A 10669-nucleotide genomic window follows, 5' to 3' on the forward strand; every position below is an offset into this window, starting at 1 on the left:
CGCGCACCCAAAGCCCCTCCGAGCCGGGCAGCAGCGGAAAACTCACCTTGATCCGCCCGGCACTCTCCGGGTCGCCGTTGACCTGCACCACCTTGGCAATCTGCAAGCCCGTCGCCCCCGGCAACACCGCCGGAGCTGCCGTCGGAAACCGTCGCGGTTGAACTGCCACCGCTCACGGCAGAGGACGTGGTCACCTCGACCCCACAGGCGCTTTCCGATGCGCCCGAAACCAGCGTGACCCCCGCCGAGATCGCGGACCCCTGGAGCGCACCCGAGCCGGAACTGGAACCGGAGCCAGCTACCCCGGAGCCGGAGCCACACCCTTCATCGGCCACCGCCGCCGCACGGCCCGCCGAAACAGATCCCACCCCAGCGGCCCCTTCCGAACCGGCACCTGTCGAACCGCCTCGATCTGAAGTGACACAGGCCCCGCAGGCACTCTCGGAGGATCCCGAGACAGCGGCCACCCCGGCAGAGATCGCCGACCCTTGGGCGGCCGCTCCACAACCCGCTTCCGCGCCGCCACCACCACAACCCGGGCCAGATCCCGAGCCTGTCCCCGCCGAGGTGACGCCGGCAGCGCCGCCGCCCGAGCCTGCGCCCACGCCGGGGGCACCGCCACCACCTCCGCGCCCGGCTGCAAGCAGCAAGACGGTGATCGCCCCGATGCCGGTTCTGAACGACGCTGACAAACCGGGCGACGAAAGCTGACACCATGGCGCAGCAGGGACACATCCTTGCTGCCGCTGCGGCTCAGCCTCTTCCCCCCGGAGCCTCACGGGCCTATTAACCCGGCGACCCGTTTCGGAGGCACCCATGCGCAAGGCCAGCGTCACCCGCGAAACTGCGGAAACCGCGATCACCGTTGAGATCGATCTCGACGGCACCGGAAGCTATGTCAATTCCACCGGGGTTGGCTTTTTTGACCACATGCTCGACCAGCTGGCGCGCCATGCGCTGATTGACATGAAGGTCGACGCCAAGGGCGATCTGCACATCGACGATCATCACACGGTGGAAGACGTGGGCATCACGCTGGGCCAGGCGCTCACCCAAGCCATGGGCGAAAAACGCGGCATCACGCGTTACGGAAGCTGCCTCTTGCCAATGGACGACGCGCTGGTGCGCGCCGCGCTTGATCTTTCTGGCCGCCCCTACCTCGTTTGGAACGTGGTTTTCCCGACGGCAAAGATCGGCGGTTTCGATTCCGAGCTGGTGCGCGAGTTCTTTCAGGCGTTCAGCACCCACGGCGGCATCACCCTGCATGTCGACGCGCTGCACGGAATCAACAGCCACCACATCGCCGAGGCCGCCTTCAAGGCGGTGGCCCGTGCCCTGCGCGACGCGCTCGAGGCTGACCCGCGCAAAGCGGATGCCATTCCTTCGACCAAGGGCACGCTCTAAGGGGCTGGCAATGGTCTCCGCCGGGCAAGCCATAGTTCGGCGATCAACAGGTTGGGCACCCAACACAGCCAGGCGACGATCGTGTAGGCAACGCCAAAATCGAGCCCGAAGCCGAAGACCATCAGCGGCAATTCGATGCGCAAAGTCACGGCGGCGACGGTGAGAGCCGCCGAGCGGGTCATCCACCGTCGGTGCGCCTCGATACGGCGCGCCATCGCCAGCCGCACCGCCTGCGCCGTGGTCGCCAGCCAGAGCACGGCCAGCGAGGCAAAACCAAGCCCGGTCCAGGGGGCCAAGCCAGTCTCGGTTCGGACCGCCAGCACCAGCCCGGCCATGCCCGACAGGAGCACAGCCAAGCCGTAGCTGCGCCCCATCAAGCGATGCAGGCGCGGACGCGCAGTGCGAAAACGGCTGGAAAATTGGAATGGTAGGATCAGCAGTGCCACCGGTGCCAGCCCGATGTGCGCATAGAGAATCAGAGCGCGATTCTCGAACTGCGGCAGCATTGCCGGCATTGTCACCGCAACCCCACCGATCAGAAACCGCCACGACACTAGGGCGACCCCAACACAGACAAGCCACCACAAAAGGTTCGGAACACGGGACAGGATCGACATTCGGCACCTCACTTGACGATGTAAAGTTGACACCGTCAAAATCATGTCAACTTGACGCCGTCAAGATGCATTTCTACTCTGGGCCAATGACCGTCGTCCTGAAAACCTCCCACCATCACGGCAACCTGCGCGCGGGCCTCGTCGAGGCCGGCATCGAGATTCTTGAATCCGAGGGGCTTGATGCGCTCTCGCTTCGCAAATGCGCTGCCCGCGCTGGCGTGTCGCACGCGGCCCCCGCGCATCACTTCGACGGTGTCGCAGGGCTGCGCGAGGCCATCGCCACCGAGGGCTTTCAGCGCTTCGGCGCGGCGATGCTGCGCGAGGCCGCGCCGGAACAGGATCCGCGCGCACGCCTCAAAGCGATCTGCCGGGGCTACCTCGCCTTTGCACGGGAAGCCCCCGCGCTCTACCGGCTGATGTTCTCGACCGGCATGCGCAGCCAGCCCGACGCACATCTCGCTCACGGCCCGTCTTCGGCCTACGGGATCTTGCGAGAATTCTGCGCACCCTTCGTCCCCGAAGGGACCGAGCCCACGGTGATCGAAACCCAGGTCTGGGCGCTGTGCCACGGCTACGCACTCTTTATCCTGCACGGCATCGTCCCCGATAGCCCGGCGCTCGACACCGCCGTGCTTGATTTGGTGGAGCGCATCGGAGCGGCTCCTGCCTCTTGACCCCGCCCCCGTTTCGCGCGACCCCAAGCGCGACACGGAAAGGCACCCCATGCGAACGGTTCTCATCGACTACGACAGCGGCAACCTGCACTCCGCCGAGAAGGCCTTTCAGCGCATGGCCTCTGAGGTGGGCGCTGGCTCGGTGATCGTCAGCGGCGAGGCCGAAGAGGTGGCCCGGGCCGACCGCATCGTGCTGCCCGGTGACGGCGCCTACCCCTCCTGCCGGGCTGCGCTGGCCGCTCACCCCGGCATGATCGAAGCGATCACCGAACACGTGGAGACAAAAGGCAAACCCTTCATGGGCATCTGCATCGGCATGCAGATGATGAGCACACTCGGCCGCGAGCATGAGGATACCCCGGGCTTCGGTTGGGTCCCCGGCGAGGTGGTGCCCATCGCGCCTTCCGACCCGTCGCTAAAGGTGCCGCACATGGGTTGGAACGATCTGGTGATCGATGGCGACCACCCCTGCCTCACGGGCGTGGCGACCGGCGACCACGCCTATTTCGTGCACAGCTATCATCTTGCCTGTGCCGACCCCGCCCAGCGCCTCGCCCATGTGGACTACGCTGGCGAGGTCACCGCCATCGTCGGCGAAGGTACCCGTTTCGGCACCCAGTTTCACCCCGAAAAGAGCCAGCAGACCGGCCTCAGGATCATCGCCAACTTCCTCCGGTGGGCCCCATGAGTGCCGCTATCGGCTGGTCGTCCGGCAAGGATTGCTGCATGGCGCTGATCCGCGCCCGGGCGGCGGGCCACGACGTTCAGGTGGCGCTGACCACGCTCAACGAGGCCTTCGACCGGGTGGCAATGCACGGCACCCGCGCCGCGATTCTGCGTGCGCAGGCCGCCGCTGCGGGGCTGGAACTGATGGAAGTGCCCCTGCCCTGGCCATGCACCAACGAAGTCTACGAGGCACGCATGGCTGAGGCCGTCGCGGCGCTGAAGGCGCGCGGCGTTGATGAGATGATATTCGGAGATCTCTTCCTTGAAGACGTGCGCGACTACCGCATCCGGCAACTCGAAGGCACCGGCCTTACCCCGGTCTTCCCGGTCTGGGGCACAGACACCGCCGCGCTGGCTGCCGAAATTGCCGAGACCTTCGACACTCGCATCGTCACGCTCGATCCAAATAAGCTGCCCGAAAGCTTTGCCGGCCGCGGGCTCGACGCGGCACTGCTCGCCGAACTGCCCGATGGTATCGACCCCTGCGGCGAGAACGGCGAGTTTCATACCTGTGTGCTCGACGCGCCGTGCTTCAGCGCGCCCATCCCCGCCACCCGGGGAGAGACCGTCATTCGCGACGGCTTCGTCTATTCCGATCTCGTGCTATAGGGCGGGCAAACCGCCCGCCGCTTCGCCTCAATCCACACGCGTCCAGGTCTGATCCATGCAGATCAGCCCGGCGCAGCCTTTGACCACCATCCGGTTGCCCTTCAGAACCATCTGCGCCCCATAGTCACGTTTCATCACCGGAACATAGGCGCGGCCCTCATAGATGTTGCCGCCAACGGGCGTCATGTCCCAAAAGACGCGCTTGCCCACGTTGGGCGAGTTGATCGGCTGGCCTGCACTGTTGAAAGCCTTCACGATCGTGCCGCATAGCGCAACACCACACCGGACGGCTTTCACATGGGCCACGTTGCCACTCCTGTCGGGGCCCGTAAGCCAAAGGCCTTCCGGCGTCGCCGCCTGCCCAGCCCCGGTACCCAGCGCCAGTAGGGCACTTAGAGTCATCATTCGAAAAAGTCTGGTCACCGGCATCACTCCTTCTGGCGACACTGGCCCGCTTCGCTGAACATCAGCAACTGCAAAGCATGATCGCCATATGGCGGGTGCGGTGAGTCCGCGCAAGCGGTTCCTGCGGGCACACGGCACATCGGCAGGCGCCCGCAGACAAAAGGCTCTACTTGACCTTCTTCCAGGTTCCGCCGTCGCGGCAGATGCCGAGTACACAACCGGACACTTTCAAAGTCGAACCGGAAAGGACCAGCTTGGAATTGTACGTTTTGCCGCGGTCGGGCGAATAGACCTTGCCCTTGTACTGACCACCACCCGAGGGTTTGGTCTGCGAGATGATCTGCCGCCCCACGTTCTCGGATTTGATCTCCTTGCCGCCCGGCCCATAGGCCTTGATCAGCGTGCCGCAGAGCCCGCCGCCGCAGGGCTTCACCTGCACCAGACCGGAATTGCCGTTGTCATCCTTGGCAGTGCGCCAGAGGCCCTCAAGCGGGTCCGCCGCCCAGGCCGGGGCCGCCACGAGCAGCGCTGCCGCCATCAATGCTATCTTGCGCATGGTTCTCCTCCCATTAGCTACGCTGGCTGCATCCTCGCGCTCTCGCCACACAATGCGCAACCGTAACGTTGGGTCCGGCGCGAGGCAGATATTCAAGCTCGGTCCATTCCGTTGGTTCGCGTATTCCCGTGGGGGTTGGGGCGGCGCCCCAAAGTCGGCGGAATCCACAGATGGTGGCCTCTTCCCTTCGCTCGCGCCGCATGGCACACCCCGCCTCAAAAGGAGCCAGCCCATGATCCTCTATCCCGCCATTGACCTGAAAGACGGCCACGCCGTGCGGCTCCTTCGTGGCGACATGGCGAAATCGACTACATTCAACGAAGATCCGGCCGCTCAGGCGATGGAATTCGTCAACGCGGGCTGCGAATGGCTCCACCTCGTTGATCTCAACGGCGCTTTCGCGGGCGAGCCGGTCAATGCCGCCCCGGTCGAGGCGATCCTCAAGGCGACCAAGACCCCGGCGCAGCTTGGCGGTGGCATCCGTGACATGGCCACCATCGAGCGCTGGCTTTCCAAAGGCCTCGCCCGGGTGATCCTCGGCACCGTGGCGGTGGAAAACCCGGCGCTGGTGCGCGAGGCGGCTGCCGCTTTCCCCGGCCAGGTCGCCGTGGGGATCGACGCGCGGCACGGCATGGTCGCCACCAAAGGCTGGGCGGAAGAGACCGACGTAAACGCGACCGACCTCGCCAAGTCCTTCGAGGATGCCGGTGTGGCCGCACTCATCTACACCGACATCAACCGCGACGGCGCCATGCAGGGCCCCAACGTGGAGGCGACCGATGCATTGGCCCGTGCGGTCTCTATCCCTGTCATCGCTTCGGGCGGCGTCTCTTCGCTGGGCGACCTCACGGCGCTGAAAGCCAAGGGCAGCATCGCCGGGGCGATCTCTGGCCGCGCGCTCTATGATGGCGCGATCGACCTTGCCGAGGCGCTGGCCACCCTCCGCGCCTGACCCCCGCACTATATTGCACAATTCCCGCCGGACCCGCGACCTTAGTCGCGCACTCGCAAGTTAACCCTAGGGAATCCGCCCGACTCATGCACTAAATTGCACCACGCAGGCACGCCGCAGGGAGAGGAGGCCCGGCTGCGTGCTCCCGCATGACCAAGGGAGGACTCCAATGAAACCGATCTTCACCCAGGCTCTCGCCCGGGGCGACCGCCTCATGGCGCTGCAATCCGGCCTCGTTCACGGGCGGCTCGGACGCCGCCGCTTCATCCAGCTCGCGCTTGCCGCAGGCGCCTCGCTCGCCTCTGCCGAGGCCTGGGCGCAGGAGCTCGGCGATGCGGCGATCACTCAGCGCTACAACGCGCAGAACATCGCGGGCCGCTACGATTACATCGTCGTCGGCTCCGGCTCTGGCGGCGCGGTTGTGGCCGGGCGGTTGGCCGCCGAAACCGACGCCTCCGTCCTGGTGCTCGAGGCCGGCGGCACCGACCAGATCGACGCCGTGCTGAACCCGCTGATGTGGCCCACCAACATCCGCTCCGAGCGTGACTGGGGCTACAGTGCCGAGCCCTCCGAGCACGTCAACGGGCGCTCGCTGATCCTGCCGATGGGCAAGGTGGTGGGCGGCGGCAGCTCGATCAACGTGATGATCTGGGCGCGCGGCCACAAGAACGACTTTGAGTTCTGGGCTGCCGAAACCGGCGATGACGCATGGTCCTACGAGAACGTGCTGGAAATCTACAAGCGCATCGAAGATTGGCAGGGCGCGCCGGATGACACCCGCCGCGGCACCGGTGGCCGAATCTGGGTGACCGATGTGCGCGATGTGAACCCGATCGCCCCCGCCTTCGTCGAGGCCTGCGGCACCGCGGGTATCCCCGGCTACGCCGACATGAACGGCGAGATGATGGAGGGAGAGGGTGGCGCAGCCCTCGCCAACGTGCGGATCAAGGATGGCATGCGCCGCAACATCCCTTCGGACTATCTCTGGGAGACCCTGAAACGCCCCAACATCACCCTGCTCACCGGGGCCACGGTGCAGAAGCTCACGCTCAGCGGCACCACCGTCACCGGCCTGACCTTCGAGAAAGATGGCGAGAGCTTCGAGGTGGAGGCTGACCATACGGTGCTTTCGGCAGGGGCGATCAACACGCCTAAGATCCTGATGCAATCGGGCGTTGGCCCTGCAGATCACCTTGCAGAGCATGGCATCGCAGTGGCGCATGACTTGCCCGGCGTAGGCCAGAACTTTCAGGATCACATCCTCGCCGCGGGCTGCGTGTGGGAGTACACCACGCCGCTCCCGCCGGGCAATTCCGCCGCCGAGGCGACCTTCTTCTGGAAGTCGGATTCCTCGCTCGACACGCCCGATCTCCAGCCCTTCCAGATCGAGGTGCCCTACGCCTCCGAGGTCCACGGCTCGGCCTACGCTCCGCCCGCCGGAAGCTGGACGATCGCGCCCGGCATCGTCCGCCCGCAGAGCACGGGCGAGGTGCGGCTGACCGGGCCAGACCCGAGCGATCCGGTGCAGATCGACGGTGGCTTCCTGAAGGAACCGGCAGACCTGAAGGCGCTGACAACCTGCATCGAGTTTTGCCGCGAGATCGGCAATTCCGGCCCGCTCGCCGAGTTCGTGAAGCGCGAGGTCATGCCCGGCCCCATCAGCGGGGCCGAGCTTGATGACTTCGCTCGCAATGCGGCGGGCACCTACTTTCACGAAAGCTGCACCTGCAAGATGGGGACCGACGAGATGTCGGTCGTCTCCGGCAGCCTCGCGGTTCACGGGGTCGAGGGGCTTTCCATTGCAGATGCCTCAGCCATGCCGCGCGTGTCGACCGGCAACACAATGGCCTCCACGGTAGTGATCGGCGAGCGCATGGCCGACATCCTCATCGGCTGACGTGAGGGCGCGGGGCCCTGCCCTGCGCCCGTTCAGCCGCCCGCGGCGGCCCCTGTGAGCTTTTTCAGCGCGCCTTCCATCTGGACGATCACCTCGAGGTCATCATCCACGCCGACCTCGTCCAGCATCTCCTCGGGGTCTTCGTAGGAGAGTTTCACCGCGCCCTGCGCATCCTCCCAGACCAGCACCTTCATCGGCAGCACCAGCCCGGCCATCGGCGAAGACTGGATCGCAGGCGTGCCGAGCGTGGGGTTGCCGAAGATCACCAGCTCCATCGGCGCCAGTTCCATGCCCGCGCTCTCGGCGCCGCCCGCATGGTCGACCCGGGCGAATACCGTGGCCCCCGCGCCCTCAATTGCAGCAACCAACCGGTCGGCCACCTCGGCCACGCTGCCGGTCGCCTCCACGTTGATGATGTCGTCATCCGCCAGCGCGGGCGTGGCGGCAAGGGTCAGGGCAAGGGCGGCAATCGCGTGTTTCATGGCAGTCTCTCCGGGTTGGACCATGCAAGCTCAACCGCAGAATGCCCGCCCCGTTCCACGGGTCCATGAACGCCGCATCACATCTGCGCCAGCCAGAGCCGCACCTTCAGCCCGCCGTGCGCCACATGCGGGCCGGGCGGCTCCCATGGCAGGCCGGTGGCGCGTGCCAGCTTCTCGTCGGAGGTGACCATCGCAATGCGCCAGCCCTCGAAGCGTTCTTTCATCACCTTGCCGAAGCTGCCGTACAGCCCGAAGAGCGGCCCCTTGTTGCCGATCCGACTGCCGTAGGGCGGGTTGCAGATCACCAGCCCCGGCGCGCAATCTGGCCGCTCCAGCGCGCTCACCGAGGCCTCCTCGAAGTGGCACGCCACCCCGGCCCGTGCCGCGTTCTCCCGGCTCATCCGCACCGCACCTGCATCCCGGTCCAAGCCCATCACCGGCCCCTCGCCCCGCGCCACCGGCGCCCGGGCCTTTAGCGCGGTAAACCCTTTTGCGTCGAAACCCGGAAACTGCTCGAAGGCAAAGCCGCGCTCGCGCCCCGGCGCCAGCCCGGCGGCGATTTCCGCCGCCTCGATGCAGAAGGTGCCGGAACCGCACATCGGGTCAAGCACCGGCTCGCGGCCCGCGTATCCAGCGGCGCGCAGGAAACCCGCCGCCATCGTCTCGCGCATCGGGGCGGCGTTCACCGCCTCCTTGAAGCCGCGACGGTGCAGCGCCTCGCCCGAGCTGTCCACGCTGACCACGCAGGTGTTCTGCTCGATCCGCACCAGCACCCGCAGGCCCTCCGGGTCCACCACCGCCTCCGCGCGGCCAAGCGCCTGCTCCAGCCGCCCTTTTACCGCGCCCGCGTGGTAGAGCTTGGAGTGCTTCGTCGCCGCCTCTGCCCGCACCGGCTGGCCCGGCGCGAGCACCGAGGGCCAATCGACTGCATCCAGCCCCGCCTCCAGCGCCCGAAAGCTCATTGCCCGAAAGCTGCCCAGCCGCACCAGCACCCGCCCCGGCACGCGCAGCACAAGGTTGGCCCGCCAGACCTCGGACCACGCACCCCGGCAGGCCACCCCGCCCGGTACCACGCGGGCCTTGGCAAAGCCTTGCTCGCGGGCCTCTGCGGCGGCCACCTCCTCCAGCCCCGGCGCGACCACCAGGAAGATCTCCAGTTTTTCCATGCCCCCAGCTACCGCCCCGCGCTTCCCTCCGCCAGCAAAACCGGCTATCGCAGCCCCATGCTGAAGACCCGCATCATCCCCTGCCTCGACGTGGCCGATGGCCGCGTGGTCAAGGGCGTCAACTTCGTCGACCTGGTGGATGCCGGCGACCCGGTGGAATCCGCCCGCGCCTATGACGCCGCAGGTGCCGACGAGCTCTGCTTTCTCGACATCCACGCCACCCACGAAAATCGCGGCACCATGTATGATCTGGCGACGCGCACCGCCGAGCAGTGCTTCATGCCGCTCACCATCGGCGGCGGCGTGCGGACCCATGAGGATGTGCGCAAGCTGCTGCTCTCGGGGGCCGATAAGGTGAGCTTCAACTCCGCCGCCGTGGCCGACCCGGATGTGATCACCGAGGCCGCGATGCGCTTTGGCTCGCAATGCATCGTCTGCGCCATCGATGCAAAAACGGTCGAGCCGGGCCGGTGGGAAATCTTCACCCACGGCGGCCGCCGCCCCACCGGGATCGAAGCGGTGGAGTTCGCCGTGATGATCGCCGAAAAAGGCGCGGGGGAGATCCTGTTGACCTCGATGGACCGGGACGGCACCAAATCGGGCTTCAACCTGCCCCTCACCCGCGCCATCGCCGATGCGGTCCCGGTGCCAGTGATCGCGAGCGGCGGCGTCGGCACGCTCGATCACCTCGTCGAGGGCGTCACCGAGGGCCACGCCTCTGCCGTGCTCGCCGCCTCGATCTTCCACTTCGGCACCTACACCATCGGCGAGGCCAAAGCCCACATGGCCGCCGCCGGCATTCCCGTGAGGATGACATGAGCCTGTCCGAACTCGCCGCCACCATCGAAGCCCGCAAATCCGCCGACCCCGACTCGAGCTGGACATCGAAACTGTTGGCGAAAGGCCCGGAGAAATGCGCCGAGAAATTTGGCGAGGAAGCCGTCGAAGCGATTATCGAAGCGGTGAAGGGCGACCGCGCCAAGCTCACTGCCGAGGCCGCCGATGCACTCTACCATCTGCTCGTCATGTGCGCCGCGCGTGACGTGACCCTGGCCGACATCGAAGCCGAACTCACCGCGCGCCAAAACCAATCGGGCATCTCGGAAAAGGCCTCCCGCTAAACCCTACCCGCTTCATTTTCTTGCTGAAAATATCTCCGGGGGGTGCGGGGGGCTGGCCCC

At 66.4% G+C, this 10669-nt stretch carries 13 protein-coding genes; 8 read left to right on the forward strand and 5 right to left on the reverse strand.

Features of this window, described 5'->3' with window-relative positions:
* Positions 1-816 precede the first annotated feature (816 nt).
* The gene (gene hisB, locus DYI42_RS21655; RefSeq protein ID WP_213548904.1) at positions 817-1404 is read left to right on the forward strand and encodes an imidazoleglycerol-phosphate dehydratase HisB; all 588 of its coding nucleotides are present in this window, start codon (positions 817-819) and stop codon (positions 1402-1404) included.
* Here hisB and DYI42_RS21660 read toward each other — a convergent pair.
* Positions 1401-2021, reverse strand: a complete 621-nt coding sequence (locus DYI42_RS21660) for a DUF2306 domain-containing protein (protein WP_213548905.1) — start codon at positions 2019-2021, stop codon at positions 1401-1403. The genes hisB and DYI42_RS21660 overlap by 4 nt on opposite strands.
* Before the next feature lie 86 nt (positions 2022-2107).
* Here DYI42_RS21660 and DYI42_RS21665 point away from each other — a divergent pair, with 86 nt between their 5' ends.
* Genes DYI42_RS21665 through DYI42_RS21675 form a run of 3 tightly spaced genes read left to right on the forward strand, consistent with a single transcriptional unit; the run spans position 2108 to position 4030 of the window.
* On the forward strand, positions 2108-2695 hold the full coding sequence (locus tag DYI42_RS21665; protein WP_213548906.1) for a TetR/AcrR family transcriptional regulator: 588 nt from the start codon (positions 2108-2110) through the stop codon (positions 2693-2695).
* Between the two features lie 49 nt (positions 2696-2744).
* A complete protein-coding gene (gene hisH, locus DYI42_RS21670; protein ID WP_213548907.1) occupies positions 2745-3383 on the forward strand; it encodes an imidazole glycerol phosphate synthase subunit HisH in 639 nt (212 codons plus the stop codon).
* Positions 3380-4030: an ATP-binding protein gene (locus tag DYI42_RS21675; RefSeq protein ID WP_213548908.1), complete on the forward strand. Its 651-nt coding sequence runs from the start codon at positions 3380-3382 to the stop codon at positions 4028-4030. Before hisH ends, DYI42_RS21675 begins: the two co-directional genes overlap by 4 nt.
* A gap of 27 nt (positions 4031-4057) precedes the next feature.
* Here the strand turns inward: DYI42_RS21675 and DYI42_RS21680 are convergent, their stop codons facing one another.
* Both DYI42_RS21680 and DYI42_RS21685 read right to left on the reverse strand, forming a co-directional pair.
* Entirely contained in the window at positions 4058-4453 is a 396-nt protein-coding gene (locus DYI42_RS21680) for a DUF2147 domain-containing protein (RefSeq protein WP_213548910.1), read from the reverse strand.
* Between the two features lie 148 nt (positions 4454-4601).
* The gene (locus DYI42_RS21685) at positions 4602-4991 is read right to left on the reverse strand and encodes a DUF2147 domain-containing protein (protein WP_213548912.1); all 390 of its coding nucleotides are present in this window, start codon (positions 4989-4991) and stop codon (positions 4602-4604) included.
* A gap of 232 nt (positions 4992-5223) precedes the next feature.
* Between DYI42_RS21685 and hisA the strand changes: the two genes are divergently transcribed.
* Positions 5224-5943, forward strand: a complete 720-nt coding sequence (gene hisA, locus DYI42_RS21690; RefSeq protein ID WP_213548914.1) for a 1-(5-phosphoribosyl)-5-[(5-phosphoribosylamino)methylideneamino]imidazole-4-carboxamide isomerase — start codon at positions 5224-5226, stop codon at positions 5941-5943.
* A gap of 169 nt (positions 5944-6112) precedes the next feature.
* A complete protein-coding gene (locus tag DYI42_RS21695; protein ID WP_213548917.1) occupies positions 6113-7840 on the forward strand; it encodes a GMC family oxidoreductase in 1728 nt (575 codons plus the stop codon).
* A gap of 32 nt (positions 7841-7872) precedes the next feature.
* On the opposite strand, the gene DYI42_RS21700 is transcribed toward DYI42_RS21695, so the two are convergent.
* Positions 7873-8322 (reverse strand): DUF302 domain-containing protein, encoded by a 450-nt coding sequence (locus DYI42_RS21700; RefSeq protein WP_213548919.1) that lies wholly within the window; start codon positions 8320-8322, stop codon positions 7873-7875.
* Between the two features lie 77 nt (positions 8323-8399).
* Positions 8400-9488 carry a THUMP domain-containing class I SAM-dependent RNA methyltransferase gene (locus tag DYI42_RS21705; protein ID WP_213548921.1) on the reverse strand — a complete coding sequence of 363 codons (1089 nt, stop codon included), beginning with the start codon at positions 9486-9488 and terminating at the stop codon, positions 8400-8402.
* Positions 9489-9545: 57 nt separating this feature from the next.
* On the opposite strand from DYI42_RS21705, the gene hisF reads away from it, so the two are divergent.
* Together hisF and DYI42_RS21715 are read left to right on the forward strand one after the other, a co-directional pair.
* Positions 9546-10307, forward strand: a complete 762-nt coding sequence (hisF, locus tag DYI42_RS21710) for an imidazole glycerol phosphate synthase subunit HisF (RefSeq protein ID WP_213548923.1) — start codon at positions 9546-9548, stop codon at positions 10305-10307.
* A complete protein-coding gene (locus DYI42_RS21715) occupies positions 10304-10609 on the forward strand; it encodes a phosphoribosyl-ATP diphosphatase (RefSeq protein ID WP_213548925.1) in 306 nt (101 codons plus the stop codon). Before hisF ends, DYI42_RS21715 begins: the two co-directional genes overlap by 4 nt.
* The last annotated feature ends 60 nt before the right edge of the window (positions 10610-10669 follow it).

Source organism: Vannielia litorea (assembly GCF_018424695.1).
In the GTDB taxonomy this organism is placed as follows: domain Bacteria; phylum Pseudomonadota; class Alphaproteobacteria; order Rhodobacterales; family Rhodobacteraceae; genus Vannielia; species Vannielia litorea_A.

What these genes read in the sequence shown, in the direction of transcription:
- DYI42_RS21660 (WP_213548905.1), bottom strand. Translation starts at nt 2,021, where the DNA reads ATGTCGATCCTGTCCCGTGTTCCGAACCTTTTGTGGTGGCTTGTCTGT.
- DYI42_RS21675 (WP_213548908.1), top strand. Translation starts at nt 3,380, where the DNA reads ATGAGTGCCGCTATCGGCTGGTCGTCCGGCAAGGATTGCTGCATGGCG.
- DYI42_RS21695 (WP_213548917.1), top strand. Translation starts at nt 6,113, where the DNA reads ATGAAACCGATCTTCACCCAGGCTCTCGCCCGGGGCGACCGCCTCATG.
- hisF (WP_213548923.1), top strand. Translation starts at nt 9,546, where the DNA reads ATGCTGAAGACCCGCATCATCCCCTGCCTCGACGTGGCCGATGGCCGC.
- hisH (WP_213548907.1), top strand. Translation starts at nt 2,745, where the DNA reads ATGCGAACGGTTCTCATCGACTACGACAGCGGCAACCTGCACTCCGCC.
- hisA (WP_213548914.1), top strand. Translation starts at nt 5,224, where the DNA reads ATGATCCTCTATCCCGCCATTGACCTGAAAGACGGCCACGCCGTGCGG.
- hisB (WP_213548904.1), top strand. Translation starts at nt 817, where the DNA reads ATGCGCAAGGCCAGCGTCACCCGCGAAACTGCGGAAACCGCGATCACC.
- DYI42_RS21665 (WP_213548906.1), top strand. Translation starts at nt 2,108, where the DNA reads ATGACCGTCGTCCTGAAAACCTCCCACCATCACGGCAACCTGCGCGCG.
- DYI42_RS21705 (WP_213548921.1), bottom strand. Translation starts at nt 9,488, where the DNA reads ATGGAAAAACTGGAGATCTTCCTGGTGGTCGCGCCGGGGCTGGAGGAG.
- DYI42_RS21700 (WP_213548919.1), bottom strand. Translation starts at nt 8,322, where the DNA reads ATGAAACACGCGATTGCCGCCCTTGCCCTGACCCTTGCCGCCACGCCC.
- DYI42_RS21715 (WP_213548925.1), top strand. Translation starts at nt 10,304, where the DNA reads ATGAGCCTGTCCGAACTCGCCGCCACCATCGAAGCCCGCAAATCCGCC.
- DYI42_RS21685 (WP_213548912.1), bottom strand. Translation starts at nt 4,991, where the DNA reads ATGCGCAAGATAGCATTGATGGCGGCAGCGCTGCTCGTGGCGGCCCCG.